Raw genomic sequence first — 19,558 nt, forward strand, 5'->3', positions numbered from 1 at the left:
CAATTTCTTGCAATCGTAATATGAATGCGTATATTTCTCATTTGCTTTCTTAACGGTAACTTTACTGTCGATTTGTCTGCGCCAGGACGGCGCGATCGGGGTATTTCCCGGTTCTGAACTTCCTTTTCAGCACGTTATTTTTTGGCAGGAGCCAGCAGACGTCAGCAGGTAAGCCGAACAAAAATAACGATAAGTTGATCGAGGAATATTATGTCTTTCAAAGAAAAGCGCGTCAGGGAATCGGGCCGTGCGCCTAAGCGTGTGCTGCAGGTCTCTCTGCTGGCGATGATGATCGCCTCAGGCATTGCACAAGCGGCAGATAAGACCAACGGTGAACAAACGCTGACCGTGGATGCCAGCGCCAGCGCGGATGCGCAACAAGAGCAGGCGGCAAAAGATTACAGCGTACCGGTGACCCGTGCGGGCACCAAAATGGCACTCACCGCGCGTGATATTCCGCAATCGGTCAGCATCATCAGCAAACAACGTATGCAGGATCAACAGCTGCAATCACTGAATGATGTGCTGTCGAATACCACCGGTATCCGAGGCGTCAGCGGTGATATGGATCGTACCAACTACTATTCACGCGGCTTTATCATCGACAACTACATGACCGATGGTATCCCAACCGCGTTCGCCTCTCGCTGGAACCTCGGCGATGCCCAAACCGATATGGCGCTGTATGAGCGCGTAGAAGTGGTGCGCGGTGCCACCGGTCTGTTGACCGGACCGGGTAACCCTTCTGCAGCGATCAATATGGTGCGCAAGCACGCGGACAGCAAAGAGTTCACCGGTAACCTTGAAGCCAGCTATGGCAGCTGGGATAAGCAACGTTATGTTGCCGATCTTTCTGCGCCACTGTCGTCAGAAGGCAACGTGCGTGGCCGTGTGGTTGCCGGTTATGAGAACAAAAATAGCTTTATCGAGCGCTACGGATTTGAAAAGAAATTTATCTACGGCGTGGTTGACGCGGACCTGACCGACAAAACTAAGCTGTCTGTGGGTTATGAGTTCACTCAGGTGGATACTGACTCGCCAATGTGGAGTGGATCTCCTCGTTGGTATACCGACGGTTCGCAAACCCATTTACGTCGTGGCTACAATACCTCGCCAGAATGGGCCTATAACAACAAAGAAAACAAAAAAGTCTTTGTTAATCTGCAACAGAACTTCGATAACGGTTGGAACATCACCCTTAACGGCACCCATAACGAGATGTTCCTCGACAGTAAACAGCTTTACATTGACGGCTACTTCGATAAAACCACGGGGGCAGGTTCATCAGCATACGCAGGATGGCCCGTCATTGGCGGCACCGGTTACAACACGGGTAAACGGAAAGTTGATGCGGTCGATGCCTTTGCCAGTGGCCCTTATGAGTTGTTAGGCCGCCAACATGAGTTGATGGTGGGGGTGAACTATAGCCGTCAGGATAATAAATACTACAGCTCCTGGGCCAATATCTCCCCGGCAGAGTTGGGTAATTTCAATGATTTCAATGGTGACTTCCCAGAAACAAACTGGGGACCACGTGAGCCAGCATCTGATACACAACTGGTGCGCCAGAAGTCAGCCTATGTCGCGACACGCATCTCACTGGCGGACCCCTTGCACGTGATTCTGGGTGCGCGTTACACCAACTGGAATCGTCAAACGCTGTCAGCGGAGATGGAAAAGAACAACACGACTCCTTATGGCGGCGTGATCTGGGACTTCTATGACAACTGGTCTGCTTATGCCAGTTACACCTCGGTGTTCCAGCCACAAGATTACCAGGATGCGTCAGGCGGATTCCTGTCACCGGTTATCGGCAAGAACTACGAAGCCGGGGTCAAATCGGACTGGTTTAACAGCCGTCTGACCACGTCAGTCTCGGTATTCCGTACAGAACTGGATAATGTGGCCTCCGCAACGGGTGAAACCAACGCGCAAACCGGTAATGCGATTTATGTCGGTAAGAAAGGCGTGGTGAGTCGTGGGGTTGAATTTGAAGTTAACGGCGCGCTGACCGATAACTGGCAGATGACCTTCGGTGGCACCAGCTATGTGGCGGAAGATCGTGATGGTGAGAACTATAACTCTCAGCTGCCACGCACTTCCTTCAACCTGTTTACCAGCTATCGCTTGCCGATGATGGATCAGCTGACGCTGGGCGGCGGGGTTAACTGGCAGTCGAAGACCTATAAAGATCTTGGCGGTCCGGATGGCAATGGCACCTGGCGTGCACGCCAGGGCAGCTATGCGCTGGTGGACTTGTTCGCGCGCTATGACGTGACGAAAAATGTGACGTTACAAGCTAACCTGAATAACCTGTTCGATAAAGAGTATGACGAAAACGTCGGCAACGGCGGCATCGTTTACGGCACGCCGCGTAACTTCTCGGTTACCGCGTCCTATCGTTTCTAATCGTACCTGAAGGGGGGGCCTTCAGGCCTCCCTCATTGCACCCAATAATCCCTTAACATCCCGCCGCAATATAATCGCCATTCGCACTCACTGGCACCACGGTTAAAAACAGCACTAAGGCAAACAGAATCAGCAGTGCGCCCCCCGCAATACGCACCAGCTTAAGCAGGTGATCAATCCGCGCCGAGCGCTCCGCCAGCCACAACTCGCCAGCGCGATGGCGAAAATGACGCACAAATAGCGCCAGAGTCACCAATGCCATGCCCGTGCCCAGCGCCATGGTCATTACGGCGAACATCCCCCAACGCGTAATGCCAATCACATTGGCAAACAGCAGTACCGTGAGTGCGCCGCTGCAAGGCCGAACGCCGGTGGCGATAATGATGCCCAGCCAGGCTTTCCAGTCATTGACCGGTTGCGTCGTGATGCCGTGATGGTGACCGCAGCCTTCATGGTGATGATGTTCATGCTGATGATGACCGCGCCAGGCTTTCACCATCATCATCACACCGAGTCCAGCGATAAACAGCGCGCTGGCTTTCTCCAGATACCAGCGGCTGACGCTGAGATCGCCGGTCGTCAGGTTAAAGCCCACCGCCAGGATAAACACAAACGCGATGGCGCACAGCCCCTGCACCAGGCTGCCGATAAACGGCACGCTCAGGGCAACGCCACGTGGGGGTTGATGAGTGCTAAGCCAGGTGGTGACGATGAATTTGCCGTGTCCCGGACCCACTGCATGAAGAATGCCGTAAATAAAGGTCACGCCGATCAGCCACAACCCTGCGCTGTATTGACCGCTGTTGATTTGCAGCAGGTGGGTTACCAGCAGACGATGCAGTTGAATTTGTGATTGTAATGACCATGCCTGAAACGCTGTCCATTGGGTGAACAGTGTTATCAGCGCCGTCAGTAGCACGAGCGCAGCAAGGGTAAATCCGGTTTTGGTGGCAGTCATAGCTATGAGATATCGCGGCCCTGAAAGCCACCAGCATGCGGGATTTTGCTGCGTTGTAAAGGCGCACGTGTTTATCATGGATAGCAGGGCGCAGCCCTTGGGCCGCCCGTGAACCTGGTAGCGATCAGGCCGCTGCTATTTCTCAACAGATAGGGCGTTTTTGCCCACGGATGTAAAAATGGCGTCGCTCTGTGGGGTGTGAATGCGACCACATAAGACATTGCGTAAGTGACGTTGTAACGGGTGGTGGCGCGTCAACGCATGGTTACCAATGCTTTCGACCATGAGTTCAACCGCGCGAATCGCGTTCTCCGTTACCACTTGTTTGATTTGTGCCGTGTGAGCGCTTGAGACCTGTCCGTGTGCTGCACTGTTGAGCAGCGTGTGATTGGTAAACAGCAGGGTATCAATGCGCCCGACCAATTCCTGAAAACGTAACAGTGATGCCAGTGGAGCACCTAAATTAGCGGGGGAACGCTGCTGCAAAAATCCGATAAACCAGTCGCGCGCGCTTTGCGCAATGGCGTCATACAGCGAGCCGAGCAGCACCGCCATCCACAACGACTCCTCCTCATTTAGTCCCGGCTTTGGCGTGCTCCAGGACGCCACGTTGACTGCATGATCCAGTGGAATGAAAACGTCCTTCAACACGACGCGATGGCTACAGGTGCCGCGCATGCCCAGATGATCCCACTCATCGATAATCTGGATACCCGGCGTATCGGCGGGCACCAGATAACCACCGACCAGGGGATCGGCATCGTCGCTACTCGCCCAGACGATAAACCAGCTTAAACCGTGACTTCCCGTGGAGTAGATCTTCTCGCCAGTGATACGCCAGCCGTCGGCACTGCGCCGTGCCCGCGTGGCGGGCAAGCCTCCTCGTGCTGGTGTGCCCAGTTCAGGCTCAACCCGCAGCGCATTGATCAATGCACCTTGCGCGATAACACTTTGAGCCACCCGCTGGCGCACGGACTCCGGCCAGGATGATTCCTCACCCAAACGACGAGTATTGAGATATTGCATAATCAGAATCAATGCGGCGGAAGGTTCACCGCGTGCGACAGCTTGAATGATCGCCTGGCAGCTCAGTAAGTCACCACCGCTGCCGCCCGCCGAAAGGGGCAGTGCGTAATGGAGCAAACCTTGCTGGTGTAAGTGTGCAAAAGCCAACTGGGGGAATTCGCCACTGCGATCAACCTGTTCGGCATGTTCAGCAAGGGATTCGGTTAATACCGGTAATATTTCGCTGAGAAAAGGGAGCTTATCAACCATCATCAATTGCCTTATTTATCCCTCTGTTCAATAAGGTCGATTGTTTCCTTTTATGGCTGCACTGTAAAAGCAATAAAACGGCTTACGACATGCGTAATTGGCATAATTACGTGGCTGGTTGCGACATTAATTAACGATTACTCTGCCTGCTCCTGAAATGAATTATTACAACGCCTATTCCATCACCTGCATTTATTTTTGGGAGTAAAACCATGCCAGCGAATTATTCACTGTCACGTCGTCGATTTATTGGTTATTCCGCCGCCGCTATGATGGCCTCCGCACTACCGGGGCGAAGTTTTGCTGAACAGCAGATGCACGATATGCCGATGTCTGGCGATCTGTTGCAGGGCGGGGCGGGAAAATGGGCCTTGGCGAAACCCACGCATATCCGCCTTGCGGTCAATCTCAACGCCATCTGCCTGGCTCCGGTTGTGGTGGCCGATCAGCATAACTTCTTCAAAGCCCACAATCTTGAGGTCGAGTTCGTGAACTTCGGTAACTCGACGGAGTTACTACTGGAGTCAATCGCCACCGGCAAAGCGGAAGCGGCTATTGGCATGGCGCTGCGCTGGCTGAAAGCGCTGGAGCAGGGCTTTGATGTCAAGCTGACGGCGGGCACGCACGGTGGTTGCATGCGCTTACTGGCACGCAATGATGGCCCCGCCACACTGGAGCAACTCAAAGGGAAAACCATTGGCGTCACGGATATGGCAGGCGCGGATAAAAACTTTTTCTCGCTGATGCTGAAAAAACACGGCATCGATCCTAACGCGGACGTAAACTGGCGCGTGTTCCCACAGGATCTGTTGCCGATGGTGTTGCAGAAGGGAGAGATTCAGGCAGCAAGCGGTTCGGACCCCATCATGTGGCGCTTAACGCAACAGCCGGGATACCGTGAAATCGGCACCAATTTGATGGATGAGTACGCGAACCTCAGCTGCTGTGTGGTGGGCACGCGTGGCAGTTTGATTCGCGAACAACCCGAGGTCGCGGCGGCCATCACCCACGCTATTTTGCAGGCTCATGCCTATGCCGCACAGCATCCTGAAGCGATTGGCTCCGAGTTTAATGGTCAGGCACTGAATACCACGCCACAAGAGATCGCCAGCGTGTTGAAGACGCACACACATGGGCACTATTCGGTGGGTAATGCGTTTGTGAATGAAATTGATGTCTATGCGCGGGATTTAAAGGCGATAAACGTACTACGACCAGAAACCGACCCGATGCTGTTTGCCAAGGGCATTACCAGTAATGTATTGGTTTGATGATAAATATTGATGATGGCAATAGATGGTGGCTCTGACGCTTATTTGGTCGCCATAAATGGCAACCCTACGATGATCGTGCGGGGTTTTCGTAGGGTGCACATTCAGGTACAACCGGGATCAAAATTGCATTTGCCGTGCGAACGCCCGTTGTCGTCGGGCGTTACTGCCATCTTCAGCGGCCTAAAGGCTACGCAATCTTCTGTGACGTCTGAATCGCATTCGCCAGTTTAAACGTCTCTGCTGGCAACTGGTGGGCAAACAATTGCGTACTCAAGTAGCTACTGCCGCCATCAGCCAACAGCACGATGATACGCTTGCCAGCATTCTCGGGGCGCGCTGCCACTTGCTCGGCAGCCCACAGGACCGCTCCGGAAGAGTCGCCGACCAGCACGCCTTCACTCAATGCCAGCTGCCGTGCTGCGGCATACGCCTGCCAGGTCTCGACGGCAATCACCTCGTCATACACCCGATGATCCAGATTGGCGGGGATGCGCTCAGGAGGCTGATTGCTAAAGGCGTGCACGCCGGTAATCTCCAGCGGTTCAGGACGTAATTCACTGGGCTGTGATCCCACTCCTGGCTCTACGGCTATCACCTGCAAGGCAGGGTGCTGCTGCTTCAGGAAGCGCCCGGTGCCAGACAAGGTCCCGCCCGTGCCGACCGCGGCAATAAAGATATCCAGTTTGCCTCCGCTGTCGCGCCAGATCTCCGGCCCGGTGGTCTGGGCGTGAACTGCTGGGTTCGCCGGGTTTTCCAGCTGTAGCAGGAAATGCACGTCTGGTTCAGCAGCGGTGACTTGCTCAGCCAACCACTTGGTTGCCGCGACAAAATCGCCGTTGCTGGCATCGTAAAATTCTTTAAAACCCTCAATGGTGCTAAATGGCACCACTTGCGCACCGTAAGCCTGGATCAGCTGCGTGCGCTCAATACTGACGAAGTCATTAATGTAGACCCTGAATTTGTAGCCTTTAGCAGCGGCGATGGCAGCTAACCCAATGCCTGTATTGCCGCTGGTGGTTTCTACCAGCGTATCGCCCGGCCGTATGATGCCGTTGCGTTCTGCGTCTTCGATCATGCTCAGCGCGATGCGATCTTTCACGCTGTGATTAGGGTTAAACAGCTCCAGTTTGGCAATCACTTCGGCCTGGATCGCCTGCTGCTGTGTGTAGCGTGACAACCGGAGAAGGGGCGTATTACCAATTAACTCAGTAATGGAGGAAGAAATTTTAGCGACCATAGTTCACCTCAATAATGGGGATGGCATTACCATTTCACCGCGCTGCGCTGCCACGAAAGCAGACGATCGCGAATGATGAACAGCAGGGAGATCAGTGAAGAAAACAGCAGCGCCATGACAATCAACGCGGCATACATGTTGGCGTAGGCGGCCCAGCCTTGCGCCCATTGCAAATACCAGCCCAGACCCGATTTTACGCCCATCATTTCTGCGGCCACCAGAACAGAAAATGACGCGCCCAAGCCCATAAATAAGCCAACAAACAGATGGGGTAATGCCGCAGGCACGGCGACACGCAGCACCAAAAACATCGAGTTGGCCCCGAGCGTACGAGCGACGTCGTAATAGCGCGTATCCACGCTGGAGACACCGGACCAGGTCAACACGGTCACCGGGAACCAGGTGGCGAGCGCAATCAAAAACACCGCCGCCGAAAAGCTGGAGGGGAAGAAGTACAGTGAGAGTGGCAACAGCGCGGTGGAGGGCACTGGGCCGAGGAAGCGCAGAATCGGATGCACCCAATACCCGAGCCCACGCGACCAGCCAATCGCTACGCCGGTGACAAATCCCACCACGCTGCCGTAGATAAACCCAAAGGCCAACAGGCGCAGTGAATTGAGCACGCTATCCAGCAGGCGTGGCCAGTCGGTGGCGTAAGCCTCGACCAGCGCACGCGGCGGCGCAAAGAAGGGCGCAGGCAGTAAAGCCAGTTTCCCGGTCACGGTTTCCCATACGCCGATCAACAGCGCCAGTGCAATCAGCCACGGGCCGCTGCGTTTCAGCGGGGCCAGTAGTGTCAGGCGCGGAAACAGTCCTGAGGCAATCGCCAGCCCGCTGAGTAATAGCGCAATGCCGGCGAACAACTCGTGAGTCTCTTTGACAAACCGGGGCGTGGCAAAGCCTTGCGGCTTATCCGGTATCACCACCATCAGCACTACCAGCGCCCACCATAACAGCAGTGCACCCCACACGGCAGGTTGCAGGCGGCGCGGTGTATCACGGGTTTGGGTAATCGTCAGGGTTTCACTGGCCATCACTGTCTCCTTAGCTCGACATGTTGCTCATCTGTGCCATGTTACTGGCGTGCTGGTGGGGGGACTCGGCGGGCAGCAGCTCGGGCACATAGTGCTCGGCAAAGCGTTGCGCATCGGTGTCCGGACGGATCACATTGATCTTCTTCAGCTCCTCAACATAGGTCGCCACTTCGCTACGCAACTGTGCGCCCGTGGAGTGATGGTGATGGGTGTGCTCTTTGAGCATCGCGGTAATATCTTCGACCGGCACCGAACCTGGCACGAAGGGTTGGAAAATTTTGGCCGTTTCCGCGGGATGATCGGCGGTCCACTGCTGGGCATCCACGATAGCCTGGGTAATAGCACGTGCGGTTGCGGGGTCATCACGCACCAGTGAGCCGCGCAGCCCCAACACACAGCAGGTCATGGTGGCGTATTCGCCTTTGAGGTTGTTATCCACCTCCAGCAGATCGTGTTGTTTTTTCAGCAACCAACCCTGCGGGTCGTCGGTGGCCAGAGCCTGAACTTCACCTTTGCGCAGCGCTTCACCAAACAGGTCAGGGGGATACTGCAACCAGTTCACCTGTTTATCCGGATCGATACCCTGTTTCGCTAACTGCACTGCGAAGAAGTTGCGGATTGGGCTAGCCTGATCGCTGACCGCGACAGACTTGCCAACCAAATCTTTCACATCACGGATCCCGCTGTTTTGCGGAGTGAGCAATCGCATGCAGCCGCCGTGGGTGCCAACCGTGAGGTCAACGTCAAAGCCTTGTTCCAGCGGTTTTAACCAGCGCAGCGCCATACCAATTCCACCGTCAGCCTGACCGGTGGCGATGGCCTGTAATAGTGCGTCGGTCGGCCCGCTAAAATTTACCGGTTCGACATTCAGACCATATTTTTTAAAGAAGCCCTGTTTAAGCGCCACGGAAATCGGTGCCTGACAGACCGCAGTCTGCCCCCATGCCAGCTTGATGGTTTTGAGAGGTTTGTCTTCGGCGAACACATTGCTACTCAGCAATGGATTCACCGCCATACCGGCGCTCACTAAACTGACACCGCGCAACAGTGCACGGCGGCTCAGAGATTTATTGTGCATTGCCATTCTGCTTTCCTTGTCGATAAACGATCACAGGCACTATCTCTTAGCCATTTCCCGCCACCAAATAACAATCCCGCATGAACTCATGCAGTTTTTATTTATCAATAATTAAGGATAAGTTTGCTGAAATGGCTATTTCAGCGTGCAGGTTGCCCGGCTTACTCTTATTTCCATTAACGTTGCCTCGAACTTCAAAACCGGAGCGGAATATGACTGTTACCTCAGCAGGCGTAAATATTGCGATTGAAAAAGTGAATCACCATTTCACCCTCGAAGGCCGGGATCTCCCGGTGCTGGAAAATATAAATTTGCAGGTCAAGGCCGGTGAGTTTGTTGCCTTGTTGGGGCCATCCGGCTGCGGTAAATCGACATTGCTGCGTCTACTGGCCGGGCTTGAACCTCCGGCTAGCGGTCTGCTGGCGGAAGAGGGCAAAGCCATCACCGCGCCCGACCCTTCCCGCGTGGTGGTGTTTCAGGACCCGACGCTCTACCCGTGGCGCACGGTGTATGACAACGTCGGGCTGGGTTTACAGATTCGTGGAGAGAGTCGCACGGTGCGAGAACAGCGTATTAACGCGATGCTGGATCGTGTCGGGCTGAAGCAGTTTGCCCGCGCCTGGCCGCATCAGCTTTCAGGCGGTATGGCGCAGCGTGCCGCGTTGGCGAGGGCGCTGGTTAATGTGCCGCGCCTGCTGATTCTGGATGAACCGCTCGGCAAGCTGGATTCATTAACCCGTTTGCGGATGCAGCAGGAGATCGTCGATCTCTGGCAGGAGCAGCAATTCACCACGCTAATGGTGACGCACGATGTTGAAGAGGCATTAGTGATGGCTAACCGCGTGGTGGTGTTCAGTCCCCGACCGGCCAAGGTGGTGGATGTGATTGAGGTCGATCTGGCATGGCCACGCCGCCGCGACGATCCGCAACTGGTGGCGTTGCGCCGCCGTATTTTGGATCTGTTAGGCGATGAGCGGGTGGCGGCCTAAACCGCGATGGAAAACAGCAATTCACGCAGCCAGCGATGCCCGGCATCGCGGTGCGTGCGCTCATGCCACACGACGATCTTATTGAAGCCTTGAATCGCCAACGGCGGCGGTAAAACGCTTAAGCCGGGTAAATTATGGGTTAGTCGACGTGGAACCACGCTAATTAAATCACTCACCCGCAAAATCTCTGGCAGCACCAAAAAGCTGCAAACTGAGAGCGTAACGCGTCGCGATCGCCCGAGCACGGCCAAGGATTTATCCGTGACGCCACTAAAGCTTCCGCCCACATAAGACACCAATGCATGGTCCAGGGCGCAGAAGCTATCCAGCGTTAAGGCGTCGGGTTGCGCGAGGGCATGGCCTTCTCGCAGCAGGCAAACATAGTCTTCGTCATACAACGATCGTGCGTGTAAGTCTGCCGGAGCCGTGTCTGGCGTGATGAGTGCAAAATCGATGTCTCCTCGCTCAAACTGCGCGGTGAGTTGTTCATTATTCACGGGCAAAACGGCCACCCGAATACCGGGCGCTTGCAGGCGCAATGCCGCCATCAACGGCACAACGACCGCGCGCAAGGCATAATCTGTGGCGGCGATCTTGATGGTGATATCGGCTGTGGAGGGATCGAACGCTTTTGGCTGTAGCAGTTCCCCCACTTCAGCCAAAATCGTTTTGACGGGCTGCGCCAGTTCCAGAGCGCGTAACGTGGGGATAATACCCCGCTGTGTTCGGGTAAACAGGGGATCGTCAAAACAATCACGAAGGCGTGTCAGCATCCCGCTGACAGCAGGTTGCGTCAGCGATAAGCGCTCCGCGGCACGCGTGACACTGCGCTCATCCAGTAACGCATCGAGTGCTTTAAGCAGATTCAGGTCGAGAGTGCGAATGTCGGTTTTCATGGTTTGTTCGTCAGTTGAAAATGGGTCAGTTGGTGCTGATATTACACCAGCTAATATCATAAATCAATAATGGCGATTGGTCTTATTTCTTGCGTGAATTGATACTGCTCCCGTTCCTTATCAACCACGAGATAACACTGATGAAAATGAATGCCATCCACTGGCCTGAAGGCTTCGTACCGGGTTTTGCCGATAACTACTGCTCAAATGAAGTGATTGTTGCGGGTCTGTCCACACAAGATATCTGGCCGTTGCTTAACACCCCATCGCTGTGGCCGACCTATTACCAGAATTCCGCTAACGCCCGCTTTTATGACAATAAAGGTCCTCAGCTGGAGCAGGGCGTGCGCTTTTACTTCGAGACTTTCGGCTTCCCGGTTGAAGCGCAGGTCACAGAGTATGTCGAGCCAGCAGCAGGTGAAGCGGCGCGCGTTTCATGGCACGGCTGGGCAGGGGAAGTCGGCAGTGATGAGCGTCTGGATGTGTTACATGCCTGGCTGATTGAAGATCTCCCTGACAACCGCGTGCGCATCCTGACTCAGGAAACACAGAACGGTAAACCTGCTGTTGAGCTGGCTAATGCCAAACCGAACCCAATGATCAACGGTCATCAGGATTGGCTGGATGGACTGGTTGCCGCGGCAAAAGCTCGCAGATAAAGGCTACATGCTGGCTTCCAGCCAGCGTAATGCCTGCTGCGCGCGCGCAGAAAGTGGCCATTCGGCACGGTGAATCAACCAGATGGTATCCACCAGTGGCGCACCTGCTTCGATAACCTGAATGTCATCCTGGCGGTGAAACGCCAGGCGCGCATAGCGCGGTAACACCGTGAAGCCCAGGCCACGTGCTACGGGTTCAAGGATCAGGCTGATCTGATTACTGAACCCACGCTGGGGCAAATTGCGCACGCCCGCATTGCCGGGGAAGCGTCGGCTCAGCAGGCGTGTGGCCATCGCCTGGCCGTCAGGATGATCGATAAAGCCCAACGCGTCGAGATCTTCCCAGTGGGAAGCGTTCTTGCCTTTAGGGGCAATCAGTTCCAGCGGCTCTTCGGCAAATTTTTCGGCGACCAGGCGTTTGTCATCGGGCTTTTGCGTCATTAAACCTATTTCGTATCGATTGTGTAATACCGCATCCATCACCTCACTGTCTGGGGCAAAGCGATGGCGCAGGGATAAATCAGGATGCTGCTGCTGCAAAGCGAGCAGTAAAGGATAAAGACGAAGACCGATGCTGCCGGGGGATATCAGGCTCACCTCACCGCAGGTCACATCACCATCACTGAGTCTTAATGCCAGGTGGCGCTGCGCACGATCCACCTGCTGGCAATAATCGAGCAACGCCCGGCCCGCCGGGGTGAGTTCTAAGGGACGCTTACTGCGCAGGATCAGTGGCCCCAGCTGCTGCTCAAGATGGCGAATGTGCTGACTCACCGCCGCCTGAGTGTTGCCCAACTGCTCAGCGCTGGCGGTGAAACTGCCGACATCCACCAGCGTGGCGAAAGATTTTAACCATTGTGGGTTTAGCATAATGAAATTTTATAATTACCATAATTGAATCACTGTTTTCATTATACTCCCGCCAACGTAGCCTGTGGATCTTTAAACAGGAGATAAATTATGAGCACCCCGTACCCACGTACTTTTTCCCATATTGGTCTTTCAGTGACGGATTTGGATGCTGCGGTGAAGTTTTATACCGACGTGATGGGCTGGTATTTGATCATGCCACCGACTGAAATTCAGGAAGACGAATCCGCCATTGGCGTGATGTGCAGTGACGTGTTTGGCGGTGGCTGGGAGAAGTTCCGCATTGCCCATCTCTCTACCGGGGACCGCGTCGGTGTCGAGATCTTCGAATTTAAAGCCGCGGAGAAACCGGAAAACAACTTTGAATACTGGAAGACCGGTGTCTTCCACTTCTGCGTGCAGGATCCGGATGTTGAAGGGCTGGCTGCCAAAATCGTTGCTGCCGGTGGCAAGCAGCGTATGCCGGTACGTGAATACTTCCCCGGTGAGAAGCCCTATCGCATGGTCTACATGGAAGATCCGTTCGGCAACATCATTGAGATCTACAGCCACAGTTATGAGCTGACTTATTCGGCAGGTGCCTATGTCTGATCAGACGATTTCTGTTCCTGCTGACTGGCGCGGCTGGGTCTGGCAGGGGGGCGATTCGCCGCTGGATTTGCAGGAGCGCTACCTGAGCGCGGCACCACTCCAGTCGGGGGAAATTCTGGTGAAGAATGGCGCCATTGGCCTCAATCCGGTGGACTGGAAGGTCCTTAACACTCAAGTCGATCAAGTGCCGGGCGTTGATGGCGCTGGCACAGTAGTGGCCGTGGGGCCGGGGGGCGATGAGAGCTGGCTCGGCGTGCGGGTCGCATACCATCAAAATCTGCAACGCAACGGCAGCTTCGCGGAGTATACCGTGCTGGCAGCACAGGTGGTGATGCGCATCCCGGATGAGCTTGATTTCGCGACTGCAGCGGCGTTTCCTTGCCCGGCACTGACGGCGTGGCAGGCCATTGAGAAGATTCCCGTTAAACCCGGCGCGCCAATACTGATTGCCGGAGCGGGAGGATCAGTCGGCCATTATCTGGTGCAACTTGCTCAGGCACGCGGCTTTGACGTGACCACTTTAAGCAGTGAGCGGCACTGGGCGCGCATACACGCACTGGGTGCGAAGCGCTGCCTCGATGATATCCAGCACAATGCAGATACAACTCAACAACGCTATTTTGCCGTGATTGACGCGGTGGGACCGGAACACGCGGAAAGTTTAGCAGACACATTATTGGCTAACGGCCATCTGGTTTGCATTCAGGGGCGTGTAGCCCAGTGGCCTTGCGCTGCATTTGGGCGTGCACTCTCCCTGCATGAAGTGGCGCTGGGGGCGTTGCATCAAACGGGCAATGGCCAGCAATGGCAGGAGATAACCCAGCAGGGTGAAAACCTGCTAACGCAGGTTGCCAGGGGAAGTCTGCAAAGCGAGATGTTACTGCATTTCCCTTACGATCAACTGCCTGCCCAGTTGTTAGCTTTGCAGCATCGCAATTTCAGCGGCAAGCAAGTCATGTTGCTTTAATCACATCACAGTGGCGTTATTGGGCCAATAAGAGTTAAGGCTTAATGACGCACTGCCACCTGGCAACGATAGACAATTGCCGGTGGCAGGTTGCGCATCACTCGTGTACGTGTCCAGTTGAAGTATTGGGAAAGCAGCGGTTCTGATAGCGAGGTGTACTGGAACTGAACGAAGACGCCGCCTGGATTTAGCGCCTGAGCAATTCGCGCCAAAATTCGCTGACGCAGTGGTTCCGGCAGGGAAAGCAACGGCAGCCCGGAGAAAATTGCATCGTAACCCGGCATTAAGGTCTCTGCAGAATCCGTGAATACGGATAAACGCGCATCGTGCAAAGTGGTGAGTTTACGCGCTAACTGCGGGTTGATTTCGTAGGCATTCAGGGTGGCGTTTGTTTGCATCCTGCGTAATAGATGGTGCGTGAGCACCCCGTCACCGGCACCCAGTTCTGCGACATATTGAATGCGATTCCAGTCAACGGCATCCGACATCGCGCGGCACAGAATGGAAGAAGAGGGCGCAATAGAACCAAAGGCGCGCGGGTTGGCGAAAAATGCCTGAAGATAGCGGGTCTTTTCTTTCAGTAATGAGTACGTCGTTATTATCACGATGATGACCTCCGATTTATCTCTGGAGATTCAAACATCAATTTCTTAAGCAAAGCTTAAAGCGGCGTTTTTTCAGTGCAGATGACAACATTGTCATGATGACGTCATAACCGCTTAATTCACTGTACTGAAGTCAATTTATAGCGCATCAGAACCTTTCAATTGGGTTTCCATAAAGTCGGTAAAGCGGTGCATCCAGTCACGCATTTCGAACAGGTCCAGCAGCAATCCGCACCAGACTAATGCCACACCAATGAGTAATACTAAGGCAAGATAATAAGGTAGCGCCGACATCACATCCTTCCTGGATATATACCCTTCATACTTCAAGTCCCCATGAGGCGATTCGAATTATTTTGGGTATAAAACGTTAATTGCACAACAGTATTCTACAAATTACCGGAACCAGCAATAACAATAAAAGCACCGGTTGGGTCTACAATATTTAAGCTCAGATTATGGGTTAATTTGTGCAGTACGGGGGCACTTTCTTCCCCCCGGTAACATTAACCGTTACCGGGGGGAAGAAGTTTCAGCTCTTAGCAAAAATCCACAGATCATCTTTAGGCAGCGAGAGGCGGAAACGTTGATTGCCGCGGAACTCTTTGCCGTAGGCTCTCAGTGCAAAGCCGTCTTCCTCAGTGCGGAACAGGTATTCCCAACGGTCGCCTAAATACATGCTGGTGAGCAGTGGCAGTTCAATGAAGTTGTCTTCGGTGGTTTCCGCAAAGTGTAGACGCTCAACACGAATTACCGCGGTGCCTTCCTGACCGACGCGGATATCATGGGTTGCCTTGCCCCACAGTGCCCATTTCGCGCCTGCAATGCGTGCCCGATCGCCCTCAACATGGGTGATTTTACCGTGCAGACGATTGTTGCTGCCCATAAATTCAGCGGCAAACAGGGTGGAGGGCTGGCTGTACATCTCCTGCGGCGTGCCTTGCTGTTCAATCACGCCATTATTGAGTAGCAGGATACGATCAGAGATCGCCATCGCTTCATTCTGATCGTGTGTCACCATCAACGCAGATAAGCCGAGGCGGATGATTAACTCACGTAAAAAGACCCGCGCCTCTTCCCGGAGTTTGGCATCCAGGTTTGACAGCGGTTCATCCAGCAGGATAACCGGCGGGTTATAGACCAGCGCACGGCCAATCGCCACGCGTTGTTGCTGCCCGCCAGAAAGTTGATGCGGGTGGCGTTTGCCGAGGTGTCCAAGACCGAGTTGGTCTAGCACTGCTTGCACACGGTCATTGATCTCCGCGGTGGCGACTTTGCGCAGCTTGAGCGGGTAGGCGACATTCTCAAATACGGTTTTGTGCGGCCACAGGGCGTAAGACTGGAATACCAGGCCGAGATTGCGCTCTTCGGCAGGGATTTCACTTTTGGGCGTTCCGTCGAACACCACATTTTTGCCAATGGTAATCCTGCCCTGTGAGGGTTTTTCCAGCCCCGCCACGGCACGCAGTAAGGTGGTCTTTCCACTGCCAGAAGGCCCCAGCAGTGACACCACTTCGCCTTTTTTCAGTTGCATCGATACGCCTTTCAGTACTGGATTATCGCCGTACATCAGATGCAAGTTATCTACCGATAATTCAATCATGTAATTTCACTCCAAAGCGTAAAGCAATGCCGAGGCCAATCACCACCAGCACGATATTAATCAGGGAGAGCGCTGCCACGATATCAATAGCACCCGCAGACCACAGCGAAACCAGCATAGAACCAATGGTTTCCGTGCCTGGAGACAACAGATACACGCCGGTTGAATATTCGCGCTCGAAAATCAGGAACATCAGTAACCAGGAGCCAATCAGGCCATGGCGTGAGAGCGGAACGGTAACGTGACGGGTGGTCTGCCCCGGGGTGGCACCGGCACTGCGCGCTGCCTCTTCCAGTTCAGGCCCTACCTGTAACAAGGTGGACGAGATCAGTCGTAAGCCATACGCCATCCACACCACGGTGTAAGCCAGCCAGACGCTGAAGATGGTCTGACGCAGCGAACGAAGCCAGACGATGAAGTTTTCCCGTAGCCAATCCGCTATCGGTAAGCTGGAGAGCCAACCGTTTTTCAGTGACTGATCCAGCCACATCGGGATGAACAGGAATACCCAGAGAAAGGCCAGACCAGCTAACAAGCCAGGCACGGCACGCGGCACCAGCACGCTGTAATCAAGAAAGCGCGTGACCTGATCCTGTTTGCGGTGCATCGCGATACCCACGAACAAATAACAGATCACCGCAATCGCGCCGCCAATCACACCGATTAACATGGAGTTGACGATGGCGCGCAGCAGGTTGGGTTGGTCCCAGATACTGCGGAAGGTGGCCACTGAGATTTCATCCCACAGCGATACGCCTACGCCCCAATGTGAGATAAACGCACGCATCACCACGCCGAGCAACGGCACGCCAATGGTCACCGTGAGCCAGGTCAATACCACCGCACCGGCAATCCAGCGCCATTTGCCCAGCGGCAGGACTCGCGCCTGAGAAGCTTTGCCCTTCATGGTGACAAAGCGGTTAGCGGTGCGCATCAGCCAGCGCTGTAGCATCACCAGCGGAACGGTAAAGCAGATCAGCACAACGGCGACTGCGGCCATCAGGTGATAGGAAGGGGTGCCGAGCTTGTTGGTTAACTTATACAGATAGGTAGCGAGCACCATGTTGCCTTCGGGATCGCCCAGGACCAGCATCAGGCCAAACACTTCCAGTCCGAGGAAGAACAGCAATACACAGGCGTAGAGAATAGACGGGCGCACCATCGGCAGGCTGACTGAGGTCATCACCTGTAAGGGCGATGCCCCCACGGTGCGCGCCGCTTCCTCCACATCGGAACTGACGCTGCGCAACGCCGAAGAGATATACAGATACGCATGCGGAACGTGGGTCAGTCCAGCAATCACCACGATGCTGGACATCGAATAGATGTTCCACGGGACCACACCGAACAGTTGATTGGCCCACTGCGACAGGAAGCCGACCGGGCCGGCTGCGACCACGTAACCAAAGCCCAGCACCATCGGTGACACAAAAATGGGCACCAGAATCAGAGGTTCAATCAGACGGCGGCCCGGTAGGTTGGTTCGCACCATCAGAAAGGCCAGTATGCCGCCAAGTGGAATAGCAATAATTACCAAACCAAAGGCCAATATAAAGCCGGATTCCAGTGCTTTGTAGAAATCAGGATCGGAAAAAATAAAGCCGAATGAGCCGAGCGTCAGCTCCTTCTTTTTGGCAAAGAAAGGTGCGGAGAGAAAACTTTGCACCACAATAAACATCAGCGGCACGTAGATAACCAACGCCGTGATGACAACAATTAATGCACGTGGCAAGCTTTGCCACTTTCTCAGTAACCTGTTCATATGCCAGCCCTGTATCGAAAAAAAAGCGTTATGCGCCAGAGCCTGTTAATGGGCGCATAACGTGGGGAGGTTTATTTCCCGGCAGCCGTGCGCCATTGTTTAATAAATTCCAGGCGTTTAGCAGGCTCAAGATATTCCAGCAGTGACTCATCGACCGGGATCGGTTTCAGTGCATTGCCAAGCATTTTTGTCATGCCATCGATATCGTTTTTCCCTTCAATATCATTGCGCAGTGAGGGAATATCCGCTTGATTGGCCAGAATACTTTGTCCTTTCTCAGACAATACATAGTCCAGCCACAATTTGGCCGCGTTCTCGTGTTCAGCTTCTTCAGTAATAAAGGACACGCGCGATAACACTAAAATGTAATCTTTTGGATAAGCGATACCCAACGCCGGGTCGTTTTTGGCGCGCGCTTCCGCATAAGAGCCGAGGATATTAAAGCCAATCAGGTTTTCACCAGAGGATACGCGTTCCATCATGGTGCCGGTTGATGATTGTACCGTCAGGCCGCCTTTGGCCATGCCGGCGAGGTTTTTCAGGTAATCAGGATCGACCTTACTGTCTTCCACCGTGAGCATGAAACCTAAACCCGATTTTTCGATGTCATAGGTGGTGACTTTATTTTTAAATTTATCAGGATTAGCGGAAATCAATTTTGCCAGTGCGGTATGAGAATCCGGTGCCTGGTCTTTAGGGATTAACTTATTGTTGTAAATAAACACCACTGGCTCATACGTGGTGCCATAGGCTTTATTTTGCCACACAGCCCACTTGGGTATTTTACTCTGTTCGGGAGAGGTATATTCCGCCGCGTACTCCGTCGCCAGCTTTAGCGCGGTATCCATTGACGAACTCCACACCACATCACCGCTGCCGCTACCCGAAGCCTGTTCGCTGATGTAGCGGTTATAAAGCTCGGTGCTGTTCATATCGTTATATTCGACTTTAATACCGGGATATAACGATTCGAAACCTTTGATAAGCGGACCCGCAGCTTTGGTATCGGTAGTGGAGTACACCACCACTTTTCCCTCTTTTGTCGCCGCATCAATGAGTTTCTGATAGTCGGCAGGATAACCCGCAGGCGCCGCCGCGATTGCCGAGAAGGAGAGGCCAGCCATGACAGAGGTTGTTAAAAAACGCAGTGAGGTTTTCATACAGATCCTTTTGGTTACATTTGTTACAAGAATTTAACAGTAACCCATTGCGCTTGTGATGCAATCCGCTGTTCGAGGTTTTTCCAGCTTTTGTGAACTCAGTTTGGTTATTCATTTCAATGATAAATTATTTCACATTGAATATCGCTTATTTACGGCGAGGTAGCAGAAATAGATTCACGATTTTCTTA

The 19,558-nt window shown here is 53.8% G+C and carries 18 protein-coding genes; 6 read left to right on the top strand and 12 right to left on the bottom strand.

The annotated features are described in order from the left end of the window. Window positions 1-210: 210 nt before the first annotated feature. Window positions 211-2,409, top strand: a complete 2,199-nt coding sequence (gene fhuE / locus ACPUC8_RS23005; RefSeq protein WP_494927432.1) for a ferric-rhodotorulic acid/ferric-coprogen receptor FhuE — start codon at window positions 211-213, stop codon at window positions 2,407-2,409. A 52-nt stretch (window positions 2,410-2,461) separates the two neighbouring features. On the opposite strand, the gene ACPUC8_RS23010 is transcribed toward fhuE, so the two are convergent. Continuing rightward, entirely contained in the window at window positions 2,462-3,367 is a 906-nt protein-coding gene (locus ACPUC8_RS23010; RefSeq protein ID WP_494927433.1) for a nickel/cobalt transporter, read from the bottom strand. 135 nt (window positions 3,368-3,502) lie between these two features. Next, on the bottom strand, window positions 3,503-4,642 hold the full coding sequence (locus tag ACPUC8_RS23015) for an acyl-CoA dehydrogenase family protein (protein WP_494927434.1): 1,140 nt from the start codon (window positions 4,640-4,642) through the stop codon (window positions 3,503-3,505). 212 nt (window positions 4,643-4,854) lie between these two features. Here ACPUC8_RS23015 and ACPUC8_RS23020 point away from each other — a divergent pair, with 212 nt between their 5' ends. Continuing rightward, window positions 4,855-5,913 (top strand): ABC transporter substrate-binding protein, encoded by a 1,059-nt coding sequence (locus ACPUC8_RS23020; RefSeq protein WP_494927435.1) that lies wholly within the window; start codon window positions 4,855-4,857, stop codon window positions 5,911-5,913. Between the two features lie 190 nt (window positions 5,914-6,103). Here the strand turns inward: ACPUC8_RS23020 and ACPUC8_RS23025 are convergent, their stop codons facing one another. From ACPUC8_RS23025 to ACPUC8_RS23035, 3 genes are read right to left on the bottom strand one after another with little or no spacing between them, the layout of a single operon-like run. Further along, window positions 6,104-7,153, bottom strand: coding sequence for a PLP-dependent cysteine synthase family protein (locus ACPUC8_RS23025; protein ID WP_494927436.1), 1,050 nt, complete (start codon window positions 7,151-7,153; stop codon window positions 6,104-6,106). A 26-nt stretch (window positions 7,154-7,179) separates the two neighbouring features. Beyond that, complete coding sequence (locus tag ACPUC8_RS23030; protein WP_494927437.1) at window positions 7,180-8,187, bottom strand: ABC transporter permease; 1,008 nt, start codon at window positions 8,185-8,187, stop codon at window positions 7,180-7,182. Between the two features lie 10 nt (window positions 8,188-8,197). Then, entirely contained in the window at window positions 8,198-9,271 is a 1,074-nt protein-coding gene (locus ACPUC8_RS23035; RefSeq protein ID WP_494927438.1) for an ABC transporter substrate-binding protein, read from the bottom strand. Window positions 9,272-9,477: 206 nt separating this feature from the next. Here ACPUC8_RS23035 and ACPUC8_RS23040 point away from each other — a divergent pair, with 206 nt between their 5' ends. Then, complete coding sequence (locus tag ACPUC8_RS23040; RefSeq protein WP_039330848.1) at window positions 9,478-10,254, top strand: ABC transporter ATP-binding protein; 777 nt, start codon at window positions 9,478-9,480, stop codon at window positions 10,252-10,254. On the opposite strand, the gene ACPUC8_RS23045 is transcribed toward ACPUC8_RS23040, so the two are convergent. Continuing rightward, complete coding sequence (locus ACPUC8_RS23045; protein ID WP_494927439.1) at window positions 10,251-11,150, bottom strand: LysR family transcriptional regulator; 900 nt, start codon at window positions 11,148-11,150, stop codon at window positions 10,251-10,253. The genes ACPUC8_RS23040 and ACPUC8_RS23045 overlap by 4 nt on opposite strands. 146 nt (window positions 11,151-11,296) lie before the next feature. Between ACPUC8_RS23045 and ACPUC8_RS23050 the strand changes: the two genes are divergently transcribed. Continuing rightward, window positions 11,297-11,809: an SRPBCC family protein gene (locus ACPUC8_RS23050; RefSeq protein WP_494927469.1), complete on the top strand. Its 513-nt coding sequence runs from the start codon at window positions 11,297-11,299 to the stop codon at window positions 11,807-11,809. A gap of 3 nt (window positions 11,810-11,812) precedes the next feature. Here the strand turns inward: ACPUC8_RS23050 and ACPUC8_RS23055 are convergent, their stop codons facing one another. Then, window positions 11,813-12,679, bottom strand: coding sequence for a LysR family transcriptional regulator (locus tag ACPUC8_RS23055; RefSeq protein WP_494927440.1), 867 nt, complete (start codon window positions 12,677-12,679; stop codon window positions 11,813-11,815). Between the two features lie 90 nt (window positions 12,680-12,769). Here ACPUC8_RS23055 and ACPUC8_RS23060 point away from each other — a divergent pair, with 90 nt between their 5' ends. Beyond that, complete coding sequence (locus ACPUC8_RS23060) at window positions 12,770-13,270, top strand: lactoylglutathione lyase family protein (protein ID WP_039330851.1); 501 nt, start codon at window positions 12,770-12,772, stop codon at window positions 13,268-13,270. Beyond that, window positions 13,263-14,237, top strand: coding sequence for a zinc-binding dehydrogenase (locus ACPUC8_RS23065; RefSeq protein ID WP_494927441.1), 975 nt, complete (start codon window positions 13,263-13,265; stop codon window positions 14,235-14,237). Before ACPUC8_RS23060 ends, ACPUC8_RS23065 begins: the two co-directional genes overlap by 8 nt. Window positions 14,238-14,278: 41 nt before the next feature. Here ACPUC8_RS23065 and ACPUC8_RS23070 read toward each other — a convergent pair whose 3' ends face one another. The 5 genes from ACPUC8_RS23070 to ACPUC8_RS23090 form a co-directional block, all read right to left on the bottom strand. After that, complete coding sequence (locus tag ACPUC8_RS23070; protein WP_494927442.1) at window positions 14,279-14,842, bottom strand: class I SAM-dependent methyltransferase; 564 nt, start codon at window positions 14,840-14,842, stop codon at window positions 14,279-14,281. A gap of 138 nt (window positions 14,843-14,980) precedes the next feature. Beyond that, window positions 14,981-15,136, bottom strand: coding sequence for a hypothetical protein (locus ACPUC8_RS23075; RefSeq protein WP_494927443.1), 156 nt, complete (start codon window positions 15,134-15,136; stop codon window positions 14,981-14,983). A gap of 238 nt (window positions 15,137-15,374) precedes the next feature. Then, window positions 15,375-16,445, bottom strand: coding sequence for an ABC transporter ATP-binding protein (locus ACPUC8_RS23080; protein ID WP_494927444.1), 1,071 nt, complete (start codon window positions 16,443-16,445; stop codon window positions 15,375-15,377). Next, window positions 16,438-18,207 (bottom strand): ABC transporter permease, encoded by a 1,770-nt coding sequence (locus tag ACPUC8_RS23085; RefSeq protein WP_494927445.1) that lies wholly within the window; start codon window positions 18,205-18,207, stop codon window positions 16,438-16,440. Before ACPUC8_RS23085 ends, ACPUC8_RS23080 begins: the two co-directional genes overlap by 8 nt. A 71-nt stretch (window positions 18,208-18,278) precedes the next feature. Further along, window positions 18,279-19,331, bottom strand: a complete 1,053-nt coding sequence (locus tag ACPUC8_RS23090) for an ABC transporter substrate-binding protein (protein ID WP_235589260.1) — start codon at window positions 19,329-19,331, stop codon at window positions 18,279-18,281. Window positions 19,332-19,558: the final 227 nt, after the last annotated feature.

Source organism: Pantoea sp. CFCC18177, from assembly GCF_059412425.1.

What these genes read in the sequence shown, in the direction of transcription:
- fhuE (WP_494927432.1), top strand. Translation starts at nt 211, where the DNA reads ATGTCTTTCAAAGAAAAGCGCGTCAGGGAATCGGGCCGTGCGCCTAAG.
- ACPUC8_RS23030 (WP_494927437.1), bottom strand. Translation starts at nt 8,187, where the DNA reads ATGGCCAGTGAAACCCTGACGATTACCCAAACCCGTGATACACCGCGC.
- ACPUC8_RS23025 (WP_494927436.1), bottom strand. Translation starts at nt 7,153, where the DNA reads ATGGTCGCTAAAATTTCTTCCTCCATTACTGAGTTAATTGGTAATACG.
- ACPUC8_RS23040 (WP_039330848.1), top strand. Translation starts at nt 9,478, where the DNA reads ATGACTGTTACCTCAGCAGGCGTAAATATTGCGATTGAAAAAGTGAAT.
- ACPUC8_RS23015 (WP_494927434.1), bottom strand. Translation starts at nt 4,642, where the DNA reads ATGGTTGATAAGCTCCCTTTTCTCAGCGAAATATTACCGGTATTAACC.
- ACPUC8_RS23055 (WP_494927440.1), bottom strand. Translation starts at nt 12,679, where the DNA reads ATGCTAAACCCACAATGGTTAAAATCTTTCGCCACGCTGGTGGATGTC.
- ACPUC8_RS23010 (WP_494927433.1), bottom strand. Translation starts at nt 3,367, where the DNA reads ATGACTGCCACCAAAACCGGATTTACCCTTGCTGCGCTCGTGCTACTG.
- ACPUC8_RS23060 (WP_039330851.1), top strand. Translation starts at nt 12,770, where the DNA reads ATGAGCACCCCGTACCCACGTACTTTTTCCCATATTGGTCTTTCAGTG.
- ACPUC8_RS23035 (WP_494927438.1), bottom strand. Translation starts at nt 9,271, where the DNA reads ATGGCAATGCACAATAAATCTCTGAGCCGCCGTGCACTGTTGCGCGGT.
- ACPUC8_RS23085 (WP_494927445.1), bottom strand. Translation starts at nt 18,207, where the DNA reads ATGAACAGGTTACTGAGAAAGTGGCAAAGCTTGCCACGTGCATTAATT.
- ACPUC8_RS23045 (WP_494927439.1), bottom strand. Translation starts at nt 11,150, where the DNA reads ATGAAAACCGACATTCGCACTCTCGACCTGAATCTGCTTAAAGCACTC.
- ACPUC8_RS23020 (WP_494927435.1), top strand. Translation starts at nt 4,855, where the DNA reads ATGCCAGCGAATTATTCACTGTCACGTCGTCGATTTATTGGTTATTCC.
- ACPUC8_RS23065 (WP_494927441.1), top strand. Translation starts at nt 13,263, where the DNA reads ATGTCTGATCAGACGATTTCTGTTCCTGCTGACTGGCGCGGCTGGGTC.
- ACPUC8_RS23080 (WP_494927444.1), bottom strand. Translation starts at nt 16,445, where the DNA reads ATGATTGAATTATCGGTAGATAACTTGCATCTGATGTACGGCGATAAT.
- ACPUC8_RS23050 (WP_494927469.1), top strand. Translation starts at nt 11,297, where the DNA reads ATGAATGCCATCCACTGGCCTGAAGGCTTCGTACCGGGTTTTGCCGAT.
- ACPUC8_RS23090 (WP_235589260.1), bottom strand. Translation starts at nt 19,331, where the DNA reads ATGGCTGGCCTCTCCTTCTCGGCAATCGCGGCGGCGCCTGCGGGTTAT.
- ACPUC8_RS23075 (WP_494927443.1), bottom strand. Translation starts at nt 15,136, where the DNA reads ATGTCGGCGCTACCTTATTATCTTGCCTTAGTATTACTCATTGGTGTG.